This is a genomic window from Methylobacterium sp. 88A (genome assembly GCF_000376345.1).
In the GTDB taxonomy this organism is placed as follows: Bacteria; Pseudomonadota; Alphaproteobacteria; order Rhizobiales; family Beijerinckiaceae; genus Methylobacterium; species Methylobacterium bullatum.
The window spans coordinates 1,043,005-1,059,055 of sequence record NZ_AQVT01000001.1 but is presented as its reverse complement, the minus strand read 5'-3'; the positions used below and the strand labels follow the sequence as shown (position 1 = coordinate 1,059,055).

The window sequence follows — 16,051 nt, the reverse complement described above, 5'->3', positions numbered from 1 at the left end:
CCTGATCGCGTGATCGGGTTCACCCGCGATCGGCCTTGACGGCCGGTCGAACGAGGTGAGCCCATGACCTTCCAGACTCTTGCTTTCCGCCGTGCCCGCTCGCGCGTCGCTTCGCCCGCCCGCGACAACAGCGTGGCGTTGATCCTTCTCGTGATGATGTCGCTGGTCTTCGCGCCCGTCATCGGCATGCACCTCGTGGCGGCCTTCGCCCCCGCTTCGCTTCCTTCGACGCTGATGACGCGCTCGGCCGGCACGGCGCTTCCGCCGGGCTGAGCTCGGCGGCCACGAAGCACGCTTTAGGATCGCGGCGGCATGGCTGCCGGATCCATATGCATCAGCTCCCAGACGTGGCCGTCCGGATCCTGGAACGAGCAGCCATACATGAAGCCGTAATCCATGTTCGGCTTCCAAGGCTTGGCACCGGCCGCCAGCGCCTTGGCCAAGGTATCGTCGACCTCCTGACGTGATTCGCAGGAGAGGCAGGTCAGCACTTCGGTGGCCTTCGACGCATCGCAGATGTCGCCGGTGATGAAGTCACGAAAGCGCGCTTCCGTCAGCAGCATCACGAAAATTCTGTCCGACACCACCATGCAGGCCGCATTCTCGTCGGTGAAGGCCGGATTGAACGTGAAGCCGAGGGCGCCGAAGAAGGTCTTTGAGGCTTCGAGATCCTTCACCGGCAGATTGACGAAGATCATCCGCATGTCTGTCGCTCCTTCTCATGATTCCGGTGGGCATGGTGGGTCGCGGACAGCGATCAGCCCGCTTCCTGCTGCTGGGCCGCCAGGGCGGATTCTTCGGCCGTGATCTTGCGGAAGGAGGGGCGATCCTTGATCCGGGCCACGTAGGCGACGATCAAGGGTTCTTCCGGGACGAGTTTGAAGGCGGTCATCCAGCCGAGTGCGGTACCCCAAAGGATGTCGGCGGCGCTGAATTGCTCGCCTAGAAGATACGGCCCCTTCGACAGGCCCGCGACGATGCTGTCGAGAACCGCGTCGAAGCTGCCATAGGGGGACATCGCCATCGGGCCCGGCTCTCTTTCGAGCGCGCGGTCGATCACCGCCGGCTCGAAGCACGACCCGTACAGAATCATCCAGCGAAGATAGGGACCGCGCAGCGGGTCCCCGATCGGCGGCGCGAGGCCCTTCTCGGCGAACTCATCGGCGAGATAGAGATAGATCGCGGCCTGCTCGGTGATGACCGCATTCCCGTGCCGGATGGCGGGGACCTTGCCCAGGGGATTGATCGCCAGATAGGCGGCCTCGCGATGCTCCCCCGCCCTCATATTGAGGACGTGTAGGCGGTAGGGCACCTGGAGCTCGTCCAGCAGGATGCGGACGCCAGACGAGCGCGTGTTGGGTGAATGATAGAGCGTGATGTCGGAGGTCATCGATTCCGTTTCGCGTGCGAATCGTGGAAGGCCACTTTCTCCGAAGCCTTGTCCCGGTCAAACATCGTCTCATCGTTAGGCGAAAAAAGACGGTCGCCGGATGATCGTGTCGGGAACGAGAGGGTTGTGTCGGGGCGCCCCCTTCAATTGTCGAAGTGGCTGATAACCTCTCCGTATTCCAACGCAATACTTACCGTGATGGTGCTGCGTTGTCCGATCGGCGTCATTCTGTGCAGAATGTCGATGGCTCGACCGAGGGTTCGGCAGCATCGGCGGCGCGGACATTCGCGCCTGTCGCGTTGACGGAATGCCGGGGCGTGTCTATAGAGCGCGCTTCGCCGACAGGCCGGACTCAAGCAGCCCGTCGGCTTCGCCATTGCCCGAACAACCTTCGCGCGTAGACCGACACACCAAGCCCGCGGGCTCGTCGGCATCGCCCTACATGAACGAGGATGCCCCATGGCCAACACCGTGTCGGCCAAGAAAATGACCCGCAAGATCGCGAAGCGGACCGCTGTGAACCGCTCGCGCCGCAGCCGTATGCGTACCTTCCTCCGCAAGGTCGAAGAGGCGATTTCCGGCGGCGACCAGTCCGTTGCGCTGACCGCCCTGCGGGCAGCCGAGCCCGAGATCATGCGGGCCGCTCAGCACGGCATCGTTCATAAGAACAACGCCTCCCGGAAGGTTTCGCGCCTCGCGGCGCGGGTCAAGGCTCTCGCAGCCTGATCCTTCCTTCCTCGGATGACGCGAAAGAAGCCCGGCCTCAGTGCCGGGCTTCTTTCGTTTCAGGCTCGGTTTTCCGCCCCGTTCCCGATACTTTTTCCGCACGAGCACGCCGGATGTCTCGTGGCGGGTGCCGGTCATCTCTCGATGGTCCGGCCGGCTGGTCATCGCTTCAATTTGAGTCGAACCGTTAACCCTACTTGCGAATCTGCCGTGTTGCGGAGTCTAGGAGGGCTGTGTAGATTAATGATCTCTCGCCAGAAGCGGGAAAATTCACACTTAATTCAAACCTATCCGAATCGTCCGCAAGGTTTCGGGCGGCTCAGGACTCGGTGCGGATCAGCGAGACTCTCACGGCACCTCACACAGCTTTCCCCGCAACCCCCGTTGTTAGGAGAACCGTAGCTTATTGTTGATAGGCTCCTCTCATCGGCAAAAGCCTGCGGTGGAGATGTTGACTCCGCAGGATCTCTATGGGTTCCGCGAATTCCTTGCGGGGCGTGAAGTCAGTCCAGTGTGCGTACGTTCCGAGCGGCGGCTTCGCCCTCGGCGCGAGGAGAGCGATGATGCATGTCGACGGTAGCGTGGCGGGTAACGCCGAGACCGGCATGGGTGGCGCAGGGGGATCGGACACGGTTGCTGCCTGGGCGCGCGTGAAGCGGCGCCTGCGGGCGGAATTGGGCGAAGACGTCTTCGCCAGCTGGTTCGCGCGTCTCGAATTGGTGGAGGTGGTCTCCGGGACCGCCCGCCTTAGCGTGCCGACCCGATTCCTTAAGAGCTGGATCGAATCCCATTATCTCGACCGTGTCCTGGCCACGTTCCGCAGCGAGGTAGAGAGCGTCTCGCTTATCGAGGTGGGCGTGCGCGGGGCAGGTGCTCCCCCACGCGTCGTTTCGGGTGCGGTCAAGTCCTCGGCTCCCGCGAGTTCCCTCGCCCGTCTCCAGGCCGCCAGCAACGCGCAGCCCTCATCCGGCGAGATGAGCTTCCCAGCCGAGGCGGAATCCTCCTCTCAGGCGCGCGGCGAAGCCTCCAGTGACCTCAACGGCGCGCCCCTCGACAATCGCCTCACCTTCGCGAGCTTCGTCGTCGGCCGATCCAATGCCCTGGCACACGCCGCAGCCGAGCGCGTGGCCCGTCATGATGGGCAGGGCGCCCTCTACAATCCGCTCTATTTCCATGCCGGCGTGGGCCTGGGTAAGACCCACCTTCTCCACGGCATCGGCCATGCCGCTCGTGAATCCGGCCGCCGTGTGATCTACCTGACCGCCGACCGCTTCATGTACGGCTTCGTCAACGCCCTGAAGACCCAGAGCGCGCTCGCCTTCAAGGAGAAGCTGCGCGCCATCGATCTCCTCATCCTCGATGACGTCCAGTTCATCCAGGGCAAGTCGATCCAGGCCGAGTTCGGGCACACGATCAACTCGCTCATCGATGCGGGCCGTCAGGTCGTCGTCGCCTCGGACCGCCCGCCTACCGAACTCGAAGCCCTGGAAGAACGGGTCCGTTCCCGTCTGGCCGGGGGCCTCGTGGTCGAGATCGGCACGCTGGACGAGCAACTGCGCATGTCGATCCTGTCGGCGCGGCTCGCTGCCGTGCGGGTGGCGCACCCGAATTTCGAAGTGTCGCCCACCGTCGCCACCTATGTCGCCCGCGCGATCACCGCCAATGGCCGCGATCTCGAAGGCGCCGTGAACCGGCTTCTCGCCCATGCCACGCTCACCGGCACCGCCGTGACCATGGAGACGGCAGAAACCGCGATCCGCGACCTCGTGAAGAATCGGGAGCCCAAGCGCATCAAGATCGAGGACATCCAGAAGCTGGTTGCCTCGCGCTACAACGTCTCGCGTTCCGACATCCTGTCGGAGCGGCGGACCGCCGCCGTGGTCAAGCCGCGCCAGATCGCGATGTATCTGTCGAAGGTGCTGACTCTACGGTCGCTGCCCGAGATCGGCCGCCGCTTCGGAGGCCGCGACCACACCACAGTGCTCCACGCGGTCCGCAAGATCGATAAGCTGATCGGCGAGGACAATGTGCTGAACGACGAGGTCGAGCTCCTCAAGCGGATGCTGCAGGACTGACTGGCGGGATCGGAGCAATGCGGGAGACGTCCCTCCCGCATTGCCCTGGATAGAGCGTTCCGCGCTCTTGCGTTCGGACAGGGCCTTCGCCAAGTTCACCGGCCAAGCCGCCGGCTCCATCCGTCACCGTTTTCGGGGTGGGCGACGTTTTTTTAGAATGACCACGAGTTGTTGCGATGAAAGTCACTGTCGAGCGCGCGGCTCTCCTTCGATCGCTCGGCCACGTGCATCGTGTGGTGGAGCGGCGCAACACGATTCCGATCCTCTCCAACGTGCTCCTGCGCAGCGGGCCTGATGGACTGGAGCTGAAGGCGACCGACCTCGACATCGAGGTGACGGAATCCGTGCCCGCCGACATCGTCGATCCGGGTGCCACCACGGTGCCCGCGCATGTGATCTACGACATCGTGCGCAAGCTTCCCGATGGAGCGCAGGTCTCGCTGGAGACGAGCGGCGAGACCGGTCAGATGACGATCCGTTCCGGGCGCTCGCGCTTCTCCCTCGGTGCCCTGCCCGAGGGTGACTTTCCGGATCTCGCCGCCGGCGAACTCGGCACCAGCTTCGCCATTGGTGCCAGCGACCTCAAGCGCCTCATTGAGAAGACACAGTTCGCCATCTCCACAGAGGAGACGCGTTACTACCTCAACGGCATCTACCTCCACACGATCGAGGTCGACGGCGCGCTGAAGATGCGTGCGGTCGCCACCGATGGCCATCGCCTCGCCCGCGTCGAGATCGATGCCCCCGAGGGCAGCCGTGGCATGCCGGGCATCATCGTGCCGCGTAAGGCCGTGGCGGAGATTCAGAAGCTGGTCGAGGATGGCGGCGAGACCGTCGAGATCGACCTCTCGCCGGCCAAGATCCGCTTCCGCTTCGCCAGCGGCGTGACGCTGATCTCCAAGCTCATCGATGGCACCTTCCCCGACTACCAGCGGGTGATCCCGTCGGGGAACGACAAGTTCCTCACTGTGCAGCGCGACCAGTTCGCCCGTGCCGTCGACCGTGTCTCGACGATCTCGTCAGAGCGCGGCCGCGCGGTGAAGCTCGCCGTGCAGGAGGGCCGCCTCGCCCTCTCCGTCAACAACCCGGATTCCGGTAGTGCCACGGAAGAGCTCGACGTCGATTACGAGGCCTCCGCCCTCGATATCGGCTTCAATGCCCGCTACCTCCTCGATATCACCAGCCAGCTCGAGGGCGACACCGCTCTGTTCAAGCTCGCCGATCCCGGCTCGCCGACCCTGATCCAGGACCGCGAGGGCGCTTCGGCGCTGTATGTGCTGATGCCGATGCGGGTGTGATCGAGGTCGTTTCGCCGATTACCCAAGAAAGTTCGGGCATCGTGGATCCATCCACCGACGAACCGTCCGTCGTCGGTCTGCGTCTCACCCGTGTCATCTGCCGCGACTTCCGCAACCATGCCGATCTCGACCTCGCCATCGGGAGCCGCTTCGTCGCGCTTGTCGGAGAGAACGGGGCGGGGAAGACCAACCTGCTCGAATCGATTTCGCTCTTCTGCCCCGGCCGTGGCCTGCGGCGGGCGGACCTGTCGAGCATGGCGCGGAATGCCGGCTCCGGTGGGTTCGCGGTCTCCCTCGCACTCAAACAGGGCGAGGAGGAACATCGAATCGGCACGGGCTTCGAGCCCGCCGTGGGCGATGGCCGGGCCACGCGTCTGTGTCGGATCGACGGCGAGACGGTAGGCTCCCCCGTAGCCTTCTCCGAGTTCTTGAGGGTGGTCTGGCTGACGCCGGATCTCGACGGGTTGTTTCGCGGGCCCGCCGGCGACCGCCGTCGCTTCCTCGACCGCCTGGTCCTTGCCGTCGACGCGACGCACGGCGCCAGGGTGAACGCGCTGGAGCGGGCGCTCCGATCGCGCAACCGCCTGCTCGAAGAGCGCCCCAGCGACGGGCAATGGCTCGATGCGGTCGAGCGCGAAGTCGCCGAACTCGGCGTCGCTGTGGCGTTGGCGCGGCGTGAGACCGCCGAGCGGCTGGATCGCCTCATCGCCGAGACCCGCGATGACGCGCAGCCCTTTCCATGGGCGGGGCTCAGGCTGGAAGGCGACCTCGACGATCTCGTGGCCGTCTGGCCGGCCCTGGAGGCGGAGGACCGGTTCCGCGCCGCCCTCCGCCAGGGCCGCCACCGCGACCGTGCCGCCGGCCGCACCCTGGTCGGCCCGCAGGCCACCGATCTCGTAGTCCGGCATGGACCGAAGGACGTAGCCGCCGCAACCGCCTCGACGGGTGAGCAGAAGGCGCTGCTCATCGGCCTTGTGCTGGCCCATGCGCGCTTGGTTCAGGCCATGTGCGGCATCGCTCCCGTCATCCTGCTCGATGAGGTCGCGGCGCATCTTGATCCGCGACGGCGGGCCGGCCTGTTCGATGCCTTGGCCGCCCTGCAGGGGCAGGTTTGGATGACCGGCGCCGATCCGGCGCTGTTCGCCGAATTGGACGGCCGGGCCGACATGGTTTTGGTCTCCGACGGACGTATCGTGCGCGCCTGAATCACCGCGCGATGAGCCGATCGAACATCTCGTAGTTCACCGGATTGTCCGGACACAGGCCGAACCCGCATTCGGCGAAGGTCGAGCCAGCATTGGCCAGCGCCACGACGAGAAACAGCAGGACCACGGAAAGACCGAGCGCCCCGGCCCGGGTGCCGGGAAGAACCGTCGGCGCCGTTCCGGTGGGCTGCCCAAGGACCGAGACCGTCTCCGGGCGGGACACGGCGGCCTCAGGGGTGAACTGCCGATCCCACAGGCACAGGATGGCGACGGCGACGATCACGCCGGTGAAAGCGATGAGCGCCCAGACATAGAAATGGAGGCCGAACAGGGCCGAGCCGTAGGTCCCGGTTCCGGGGATGATGTGCAAAGCCGTCTGACGGGCGGAGACCGCGCCCCCTACCACGGCGCTCAGGATGACGATGGCATAATGTGACGGTCTCGGCCGGTCGCAGATATTGAGGACGAGCCCCAGGCCGACCGCCGTGAAAGCGGCGCGCTGAAGGACGCAGAGCGGGCACGGCAATTCTCCGAGGACGATCTGAAACCAGAACGCCACGAGCAAAATGAGGCTGCAGCCAAGGAGTCCCGCTGCGTTGAGCGCGCGGGCGAGGGACGATGCGGACATTCCGTGGCCTTCAGAAGACGAGCGGCAGGGCGTCGGTGGCGTGCTCGCGGAACAACGCCAGCAACACGCCAAGGGACAGGCCCCAGAGGAGCAAGGCCAGGCCGCGTCTCCCGGCGATCGCCGCCCCCGTGGCGCCAGCGAAACCGAGGAAGGGAAGGACCATCATGGGATAAACTCGCCGGTCTTTCATCGGCCCGCGATGACGACCCGCTGACCCTTGCCCAATCTGAGCAGACATCTCCTTTCGGGTGACTTAAGATGTGAAGTCTTTGTATGCGCTGTATTGCATCTATCGATCGGAGCAGGCGTCATTCCCCTCCCGCATCTCGTCGCCTTCGCCGCCATCTATGCCGCCGCCGTAGCCTCCCCCGGACCCGGCGTCGCAGCCTTGGTGGCGCGTGTCCTCGCCGAGGGCACCCGCGGCATCGGTGCCTTCGTCGCGGGCTTCATTGTCGGCGACCTGATATGGTTCGCCGTTGCGGCGGGTGGATTCGCCCTGGTGGCGCAGACCTTCGCGCCGCTCCTCGTCGCCCTGAAATATGCCGGCGCGGTCTATCTCGCTGTCCTGGCGTTCAAAGCCTGGACATCCCGGGTCGGCGTGATCGACGCGGAGCCTCTTCGTGACGAGGGTGCATTGCGCCTGTTCGCGGGCGGCCTCGCCGTCACCCTGGGCAACCCGAAGGTGATCCTGTTCTTCCTGGCCCTGCTGCCGACCTTCGTCGACCTCGACCGGATCGATGCTCCGGGGCTGGCGGAACTTGGCGCTACCATCGTTCTCGTCCTCGGCACCATCCTCTCTGGTTACGTCCTGGCGGCCGAACGAGCCCGGCGCGTCATGACCTCCGCCCGGGCGCGACGACTGCTCAATCGTGGAGCCGGGACGGTCATGGCCGGTGCCGCCGTCGCGATCGCGTCCCGTTGACACGTTCGAGATCGAGGTGAGGTGGTGGTCCCGACGATTGACCTCGGGGCCCAGGGCCGTCAAAGCCACCATCCTGGCAAATGACGGCCGCGACGGCAGCTTTGCCGTGCCGAGGATCGTCGCGCGGCGTCCGCCTGCCGCCCTTCCCTGACCGCGATGACGGGCCCTGCATGACCGACCGCCTCGACGAAGCTCGACGCGCCCTCAAGACCACCTTCGGCTACGACGATTTCCGGCCCGGACAGGACGAGGTGATCGGTGCCGTCCTGGATGGGACGGATGTCTTCGCGGTGATGCCGACGGGCTCGGGCAAGTCGATGACCTATCAGCTGCCGGCGCTGGTCGAATCCTCGCTCACGGTGGTCGTGTCGCCGCTGATCGCCCTCATGCACGATCAGGTCCAGCAGATGATCGGTTTCGGCGTCGAGGCGGCGACCCTGAACTCATCGGTGGCGGAAGCGACGTCCCGGGAGACCTGGCGCAAGATCCGCAGCGGCGATCTGCGGCTCCTCTTCGTCTCGCCTGAGCGGCTGATGATGGAAGGGCTGATGGATGCCCTGCGCGGGGCTGGCGTCCGGCGGCTGGCCGTGGACGAGGCTCATTGCGTCTCGCAATGGGGGCATGATTTCCGCCCGGAATACCGCGATCTCTCCAAGGCGCGCGAGGCGTTGGGGAACGTTCAGACCGTGGCGCTCACCGCTACCGCCGATAAGGCGACGCGGGCCGACATCACCGAGCGGTTGTTCCCGGCTGGTCGCGACCTGAAGGCCTTCGTCCATTCCTTCGACCGGCCGAACATCCGGCTGACTTTCACGCCGAAGGACAACCCGACCCGCCAGATCGAGCGCTTCTTGCGCCACCGACGCTCCGAGAGCGGCATCATTTACTGCTCGTCGAGGAAGCGCACGGAGCAACTCGCGGAGGTGCTCGCCAAGGATGGGTTCAACGCCCTCCCCTACCATGCCGGCCTCGACCAGGGCACGCGCATGAAGAACCAGGACACGTTCCTTCAGGAGGACGGGGTGGTGATGACCGCCACCGTCGCCTTCGGCATGGGCATCAACAAACCGGACGTGCGCTTCGTCTGCCACGCCGACATGCCCTCCAATGTCGAGGGCTACTACCAGGAGATCGGCCGCGCCGGCCGCGACGGCCTGCCCGCCGACACGCTCACGATTTACGGCCTCGACGACATGTCGCTCCGCCGCCGGCAGATCGACGAGAAGGACGTGCCCGATGAGCGCCGTCGCGTCGAGCGGCGCAAGTTGGAGGCGATGATTGCTCTTTGCGAGGGGGCGACCTGCCGGCGGCAATCGCTCCTCGGCTATTTCGGCGAGGCGAGCGAGCCCTGCGGCCGCTGTGATCTGTGCCGCAGCGGCATCTCGCTCATTGATGCCACCGTGCCGGCGCAGAAGCTGCTCTCGGCCATCGTGCGAACGGGGCAGCGATTCGGCGCGGCTTATGTCTGCGACGTGGTCCACGGCAAGGAGACCGACACGATTCGGCGCAACGGGCACACGGCGCTGAAGACCTTCGGCGTCGGTGCCGACAAGCCGCTACCGGCATGGCGGGCGATGCTGCGCCAGCTCTTCGCGGCCGGTGCCGTGGCGGAGAATGACGACGGGTTCGGCGGGCTCTCCCTGACTGAAAAGGGCGAGGCCATCCTGTTCGGCCGCGAAGCGATCCAGATGCGGCCGGACCCGGAGCCGAAGGTGGCCGAGCCTCGCGACCGCAAGCGCAGCGGCGCGGCGCGCGAAGATGCGACCCTCGATCTCGATCCAGCGACGGAAGCTCTGTTCCAGCACCTGCGTGGCCTGCGCGCCACCATCGCCCGCACGGAGGGCATCGCCGCCTTCATGGTGTTCCCAGACCGGACGCTGATCGAGATGGCGCGGGCGAAGCCGGTGGATCTCTATGCTCTAAGGACGGTCCACGGCGTCGGCGAGCGCAAGCGCGATGCCTACGGGGAGCGGTTCGTCACAGCAATCGCGGAGCATCTCGCTCATGGGGCCGGGGGCAACGCCTGATGCGAATTCGCACTCGTACGAGGTCGACCTGATCGTGTAGGGACCGGTTCCGGCGCTTCGCTTGCAGGCGCCGCCCACCTTCTCCTCCTGCTGCACGGATAAACATCCCATCGCTTCGGAATCACCCGCCACAGATCTCCTTCCGCGCCAGATCTTCTACATGCCGGGTTTCGATCCGCGTGAGCCTGAAACCTATTGGGGCTTGTTTCGGCGCGAGAGCAGACTCACAGCGGTTAGGCGCGGCATGGCCATCGCCGTGAGCGACCCGGTGCGGTCGGAAGATGGCTTGCGCCTCGATTGGACGGTGAACGTGGACGGGGCCCCCACGCGCTATACCCTGCTGCGCTGGGACGACATCGTCCGCGCCCGCTTTCCGCGATCGAACTGGCGACGCCTTGTGGAGGTCCCCGCCCTATGGTGGCGCCTCTACCGCAGCGGTTACGTTCGTAGGTTTCGGCGGGAAGCCAAGCGCTTTGCCCGCGTCATCATCGGCGTCCACCAGATCTATGCCGGCCTGATCGTTGCATCGGTGATCCTGGCGGCGTTGCCGGCTCTGCTCGGACCGTCAGGCTGGCGACCCTGGTTGATCGCGGCGATCCCGGTCATCTCCTACGCCCTCCTCGCCGGCCTGATGGGCTTGACCCGGTCCAAACCGTTCTATGTCGCCCACCTCGTGGACGACGCCGCATTCACCCACGACCACGCCAGCGGTGCCGAGACGCGCATGCGCCGGCGTCTCGACGCCTTCGCCGATGAGATCCGCACCGCTGAAGGCAGAGCAAGCGAGATCGTCGTCATCGGACATTCCTCCTCAAGCTTTCTCGGCGTCGAGGCTCTCGACAGGGTCCTGACGCAGGATCCCGGCTTCGGGCAGCGAGGCACGCCGGTTTCCTTCGTCAGTATCGGCAGCGTGATCCCTTGGATCACCCTCGATGCACCGGCTGGCGAGATGCGCGCGGCCCTCGCGCGGGTGGCGGCATGCCGCGCCATCCGTTGGCTTGACGTGCGTGCGAAGTGGGACTGGCTTTCGGTCCACCAACGCGACGTCCTCAGCGCCTCCGACATGCCCTCCCCGCCTGCACATCGGCCGGTGGAGATCCATGTCCGCATCACCGACCTGATCGAGAAGAACATCATCGCCCGGCGCAAGTGGAATCTGTTCCGCATGCATTTCCAGTTGCTGATGTCGAGCCTGAACCCACAGGCATTCGATTACGTCGCCTTCGTCGCTGGTCCCGAGCCTATCCACAGCGCCATCGATCGCCTGCGTCTTCCAAGTGAGCCCGCCTCCGAGAAGGTCGTCTGACGCAGCGTTTCCGCCAGTCCGCATGGCCGGACGCCGCTTTGATGAGTTGCCAGCACGGGCGCTTACCCTCTAGAGCCGACCGGACTTGGTGAACCTCGCAAACCCATTCCGAGATCGGGAGGGGCGCGACAGATACCTGAGCGGTCGAGAGGGGTCGCATGTTCCGCAACGATGTTCCGATCACACCGGAGCTGGTACGCCAGCATGGCCTGACGCCGGACGAGTACGAGCGCTTCCGTGGCCTGATCGGACGCGATCCGACCCTGACCGAGCTCGGCATCGTCTCGGCCATGTGGAACGAGCACTGCTCCTACAAGTCCTCGCGCAAGCACCTGCGCGGCCTGCCGACCTCGGCGCCATGGGTGATCCAGGGACCCGGCGAGAATGCCGGTATCATCGATATCGGAGACGGACTGGCCTGCGTCTTCAAGATGGAGAGCCACAACCACCCGAGCTTCATCGAGCCCTATCAGGGCGCAGCGACAGGAGTTGGCGGCATCCTGCGCGACGTGTTCACCATGGGGGCGCGGCCGATCGCGGCGCTGAACGCCCTGCGCTTCGGCTCTCCGGACCATCCCCGCACGCGCCACCTCGTCTCCGGTGTGGTGGCCGGCATCGGCGGCTACGGCAATTCCTTCGGCGTCCCAACCGTGGGCGGCGCCGTCGGTTTCCACCCGCGCTACGACGGCAACATCCTCGTCAACGCCATGGCGGTGGGCCTCGCCCGCACCGACGCGATCTTCTATGCGGCGGCAACAGGCGTCGGGAACCCAATCGTCTATCTCGGCTCTAAGACCGGCCGCGACGGCATCCACGGCGCCAGCATGGCCTCGGCCGAGTTCGACGACGCCTCCGAATCGAAGCGCCCCACGGTGCAGGTCGGCGACCCCTTCGCCGAGAAACTGTTGCTCGAAGCCTGCCTCGAACTGATGGCGACGGGGGCCGTCATCGCGATCCAGGACATGGGTGCGGCCGGCCTCACCTGCTCGGCCGTCGAGATGGGCGCCAAGGGCGATCTCGGCGTAGAGCTCCACATCGAGAAGGTGCCAGCCCGCGAAGAAAACATGAGCGCCTACGAGATGATGCTCTCGGAGAGCCAGGAGCGCATGCTCATGGTGCTCAAGCCCGGTATGGAAGCGGAAGCCGAGGCCATTTTCGTGAAATGGGGCCTCGATTTCGCGATCATCGGGCACACCACCGACACTCTGCGCTTCGTGGTGAAGCATGACGGCGTCACGATGGCCGACCTGCCGATCAAGGAACTCGGCGACGAAGCCCCGCTTTACGACCGGCCGCACATCGCCAACACGCACCAGCCGGTGATCGCGGCCGCCGACGTGCCTGCGCCGATCGGCAATGCCGAGGCCCTGAAGAAGCTGGTCGGCTCCCCCGACCTCTCGTCGAAGCGCTGGGTCTACGAGCAGTACGACCACTTCATCGGCGGCAACACCGTGCAGAAGCCCGGTGGCGACGCCGCCATCGTTCGCGTCGAGGACGGACCCAAGGGGCTAGCCCTGACCGCCGACGTGACTCCGCGCTATTGCGAGGCGGACCCGGTGCAAGGCGGCCGGCAGGCCGTGGCGGAAGCTTGGCGCAACATCACGGCGGTGGGCGCCAAGCCTCTCGCCATCACCGACAACCTGAATTTCGGCAACCCGGAGAAGCCCGAGGTGATGGGGCAGCTCGTCGGCTGCCTCAAGGGCATCGGCGAGGCCTGCCTCGCCCTCGACTTCCCCGTCGTCTCCGGCAACGTCTCGCTGTACAACGAAACCAACGGCGTCGGCATCCTGCCGACCCCGACCATTGGCGGCGTCGGCCTTCTCGACGATGTCACGAAACACGCCACCATCTCGCTGAAGCGTGACGGCGATATGCTCGTCCTCGTGGGCGCCACGGAAGGCTGGCTCGGCCAATCGGTCTATCTCTCGGTGGTTTCCGGGCGCGAGGATGGTGCGCCGCCGCCGGTCGATCTCGCGGTAGAGCGCCGCAACGGCGATTTCGTGCGCAGCCTCATCGTCTCGGGCCTCGTCGACACCGTGCACGACCTCTCCGATGGCGGGCTTGCCGTGGCCCTCGCCGAAATGGCCATTGCCGGTGGTATCGGCGCGACCCTGCCGGATGCGCCCGCCGGTCTTCCCGCGCATGCCTATCTCTTTGGAGAGGACCAGGCCCGCTACCTCCTCAGCGTCGACCCGGAGAACGTGCCGGACCTTCTCTACAGCGCGAACGCGCAGGGTATTCCGGCCTCCGTCATCGGCTTCGCTGGAGGGCAAGATTTGACGTTGCCCGCGGGCGAAACCATATCCGTCTCGGATCTCCGCGAGGCGCATGAAGGCTGGCTGCCGACCTACATGGCGACCCGGCCTGCCACGGTCTGAACGTCACTCGAAAGGGATTGAGTCCGATGCCGATGGATGCGCGCGATATCGAGGCCATGATCCGTGAAGCGCTGCCCGACGCCACGATCGAGATCAAAGACCTGGCCGGCGACGGCGACCATTATGCCGCCACAGTCATCTCCTCGGCCTTCAAGGGTAAGACTCGCGTGGCGCAACACCAACTCGTCTACGGTGCGCTTCAGGGTCGGATGGGGGGCGTCCTGCACGCCCTTGCGCTCACCACCGGTGTCCCGCAAGATTAGGGGCGATCAACAGGGCGTCCCCATGGACCAGCCGAGCCTGTACGACGACATCGTGAGCGGGACCGAGCAGCAAGCGTCGGCCTTGCGCGCCCTCTCGCCACGCTCCGACCTGTCCAATATGCTGGACTGGGAGAATGTCGCCGAGGAGATAGAGAACGTGGGGCGTTCGCAGGCCCAGGCCGGTGAAAGCCTCCGCACTCAAAGCCCGGTGCATCTCTTAAAGCGGCTATCCGCGCCACGCACCCTCCCCGTGGAGCATTGGCGCAGGCAGGTTGAGGCCTTCCAGATCGGTGCCCGCGGACGTTGCGAACCTTCCATGTCGCAGCGTATCGACTGGTTCAACGGCTGGGCCGCAACCCAGGAACTAGCCAAGCCGGGACGGACCGCATACGGCGATACGCTGATCTCCAACTTGTCGTTTCAATGCTCCTTGGACGTAGACGATCCCCTGGTCACCCCATTCTACATTGACGACGCGCTTTTGAGGATCGCCGAAACGACGATCTTGAAATCGCCTGAAAAACACTGACTTCAAGCGCTAGTTCCCCGCCTCAGTCCTGGAAAGGATATTTGCATGACCGACGTCAACGCCGCCATCAAGACCGAGATCGATTCCCAGGACGTCGTCGTGTTCATGAAGGGCACGCCACAGTTTCCGATGTGCGGCTTCTCCGGCCAGGTCGTGCAGATCCTCAATTACCTCGAAGTGCCGTTCAAGGGCGTGAACGTTCTCGACGACATGGCGATCCGCGACGGGATCAAGGCCTTTTCGAATTGGCCCACCATTCCGCAGATCTACGTCAAGGGCGAGTTCGTGGGCGGTTGCGATATCACCCGCGAGATGTTCCAGTCGGGAGAATTGCAGCAGTTCCTCACCGAGAAGGGTGTGGCTGTTAAGGCGACTGCAGTCGCCTGAAGCGACCAAAGCTCAATCTTAAATGTCGATTAAGGGCGCGCGAGCGCCCTTTTTCGTGTCGCTCGCACTTTATCGGGACAAGAGCGCAACGGCCGATTTTACATTGAACCTTGGGCAGGGGGGCCTTGGGCTCGAGGATGAGGGGCGATTGGCTACCCATCCAAGGTCATCGCGGGCCACGTCAGAGGGTCATCGAGTTATGTAGAATATTAGATAAGTTACATAGAAGGGTGATATTTTTTGGTTAAATCATAAATCTTGAGTATCAATGTGATTGAAAACGAGCAAATTTCAATGATTATTGGGTTTTATTGGGCGAGCGGCCATTTTTATTATTTGAAAATGAACCGATAATAAATCCTTCTATTTGATATTTCCTCAATAATCTGAGATTTGTGCCCGCGACGATTAGCTGGGTTTCAGTTTAATTCGCCCATGGATGGGGTGAGGCGGCCGACACTTACTATACTTTTGGAGGAGGTCCCATTCCAGATTGTATGAACCTGTAATCGAGTGTGTTGCCGCACTGCGGAAACTTCGTGGCGATGCAAAATGCAAATTAAGCGTAAACAATCGTGGCGGACGGGAACTTGTTGCCGGAATCCACATTGTCGGTTTATACGCACACAACGACCCATGCGAAGTTCGCACGGCTCAAGGTCTGGTGACCGCAATGCCAGTGTTTGAAGCAAAGAATCTGGATTCAGAATTCGAGGGACAGGCTCTCCTCGCGGCCATTCTGTTCCCCACCCAGGAAGCGCAGGATCGGGCACTGACCCATGGCCGCAACCGCGCTGCACGCGGGTGCGCTATGGCTGATCCCCTCACTGTTGAAGCGCGGTATCCGCATTCCCTGCGTGATCCAGAGATCGAAGTACAGCTGTCCTGATTCCGCGCGTACTCGATATCGTCAGTCG

Annotated in this window: 17 protein-coding genes; 13 read left to right on the top strand and 4 right to left on the bottom strand. The window is 64.4% G+C overall.

Going from position 1 to position 16,051, the window contains the following annotated elements:
• The first annotated feature begins 63 nt into the window (after window positions 1–63).
• Window positions 64–273: a hypothetical protein gene (locus tag A3OM_RS0104995; protein WP_018042632.1), complete on the top strand. Its 210-nt coding sequence runs from the start codon at window positions 64–66 to the stop codon at window positions 271–273.
• A 23-nt stretch (window positions 274–296) separates the two neighbouring features.
• Here A3OM_RS0104995 and A3OM_RS0104990 read toward each other — a convergent pair whose 3' ends face one another.
• Both A3OM_RS0104990 and A3OM_RS0104985 read right to left on the bottom strand, forming a co-directional pair.
• The gene (locus A3OM_RS0104990; protein ID WP_018042631.1) at window positions 297–704 is read right to left on the bottom strand and encodes a VOC family protein; all 408 of its coding nucleotides are present in this window, start codon (window positions 702–704) and stop codon (window positions 297–299) included.
• 53 nt (window positions 705–757) lie between these two features.
• Window positions 758–1,390 (bottom strand): glutathione S-transferase family protein, encoded by a 633-nt coding sequence (locus tag A3OM_RS0104985; protein ID WP_018042630.1) that lies wholly within the window; start codon window positions 1,388–1,390, stop codon window positions 758–760.
• A 459-nt stretch (window positions 1,391–1,849) separates the two neighbouring features.
• Between A3OM_RS0104985 and rpsT the strand changes: the two genes are divergently transcribed.
• The 4 genes from rpsT to recF all read left to right on the top strand — a co-directional run bounded on the left by rpsT (window position 1,850) and on the right by recF (window position 6,694).
• Complete coding sequence (rpsT, locus tag A3OM_RS0104980) at window positions 1,850–2,116, top strand: 30S ribosomal protein S20 (protein WP_018042629.1); 267 nt, start codon at window positions 1,850–1,852, stop codon at window positions 2,114–2,116.
• Window positions 2,117–2,679: 563 nt separating this feature from the next.
• The gene (dnaA, locus tag A3OM_RS0104975) at window positions 2,680–4,191 is read left to right on the top strand and encodes a chromosomal replication initiator protein DnaA (RefSeq protein WP_026175724.1); all 1,512 of its coding nucleotides are present in this window, start codon (window positions 2,680–2,682) and stop codon (window positions 4,189–4,191) included.
• A 176-nt stretch (window positions 4,192–4,367) separates the two neighbouring features.
• Entirely contained in the window at window positions 4,368–5,489 is a 1,122-nt protein-coding gene (gene dnaN / locus A3OM_RS0104970; protein ID WP_018042627.1) for a DNA polymerase III subunit beta, read from the top strand.
• Window positions 5,490–5,530: 41 nt separating this feature from the next.
• Window positions 5,531–6,694 (top strand): DNA replication/repair protein RecF, encoded by a 1,164-nt coding sequence (gene recF / locus A3OM_RS0104965; protein WP_026175723.1) that lies wholly within the window; start codon window positions 5,531–5,533, stop codon window positions 6,692–6,694.
• Window position 6,695: 1 nt separating this feature from the next.
• On the opposite strand, the gene A3OM_RS0104960 is transcribed toward recF, so the two are convergent.
• Entirely contained in the window at window positions 6,696–7,322 is a 627-nt protein-coding gene (locus A3OM_RS0104960) for a disulfide bond formation protein B (RefSeq protein ID WP_018042625.1), read from the bottom strand.
• Window positions 7,323–7,332: 10 nt separating this feature from the next.
• Window positions 7,333–7,488 carry a DUF5993 family protein gene (locus tag A3OM_RS26070; RefSeq protein WP_018042624.1) on the bottom strand — a complete coding sequence of 52 codons (156 nt, stop codon included), beginning with the start codon at window positions 7,486–7,488 and terminating at the stop codon, window positions 7,333–7,335.
• A 117-nt stretch (window positions 7,489–7,605) separates the two neighbouring features.
• Here A3OM_RS26070 and A3OM_RS0104950 point away from each other — a divergent pair, with 117 nt between their 5' ends.
• From A3OM_RS0104950 to A3OM_RS26280, 8 genes are all read left to right on the top strand, one after another.
• Complete coding sequence (locus tag A3OM_RS0104950; protein ID WP_018042623.1) at window positions 7,606–8,244, top strand: LysE family translocator; 639 nt, start codon at window positions 7,606–7,608, stop codon at window positions 8,242–8,244.
• Between the two features lie 170 nt (window positions 8,245–8,414).
• Window positions 8,415–10,271, top strand: a complete 1,857-nt coding sequence (gene recQ, locus A3OM_RS0104945) for a DNA helicase RecQ (RefSeq protein ID WP_018042622.1) — start codon at window positions 8,415–8,417, stop codon at window positions 10,269–10,271.
• A gap of 160 nt (window positions 10,272–10,431) precedes the next feature.
• Window positions 10,432–11,577 carry a hypothetical protein gene (locus A3OM_RS0104940; RefSeq protein WP_043764462.1) on the top strand — a complete coding sequence of 382 codons (1,146 nt, stop codon included), beginning with the start codon at window positions 10,432–10,434 and terminating at the stop codon, window positions 11,575–11,577.
• Window positions 11,578–11,735: 158 nt separating this feature from the next.
• Window positions 11,736–13,955, top strand: coding sequence for a phosphoribosylformylglycinamidine synthase subunit PurL (gene purL / locus A3OM_RS0104935; RefSeq protein ID WP_018042620.1), 2,220 nt, complete (start codon window positions 11,736–11,738; stop codon window positions 13,953–13,955).
• Between the two features lie 26 nt (window positions 13,956–13,981).
• Window positions 13,982–14,218: a BolA family transcriptional regulator gene (locus A3OM_RS0104930; RefSeq protein ID WP_018042619.1), complete on the top strand. Its 237-nt coding sequence runs from the start codon at window positions 13,982–13,984 to the stop codon at window positions 14,216–14,218.
• A 22-nt stretch (window positions 14,219–14,240) separates the two neighbouring features.
• Window positions 14,241–14,747 (top strand): DUF29 family protein, encoded by a 507-nt coding sequence (locus tag A3OM_RS0104925; RefSeq protein WP_018042618.1) that lies wholly within the window; start codon window positions 14,241–14,243, stop codon window positions 14,745–14,747.
• A gap of 45 nt (window positions 14,748–14,792) precedes the next feature.
• Window positions 14,793–15,134, top strand: coding sequence for a Grx4 family monothiol glutaredoxin (gene grxD, locus A3OM_RS0104920; RefSeq protein WP_018042617.1), 342 nt, complete (start codon window positions 14,793–14,795; stop codon window positions 15,132–15,134).
• Between the two features lie 493 nt (window positions 15,135–15,627).
• A complete protein-coding gene (locus A3OM_RS26280; protein ID WP_245257759.1) occupies window positions 15,628–16,023 on the top strand; it encodes a hypothetical protein in 396 nt (131 codons plus the stop codon).
• Window positions 16,024–16,051 lie beyond the last annotated feature (28 nt).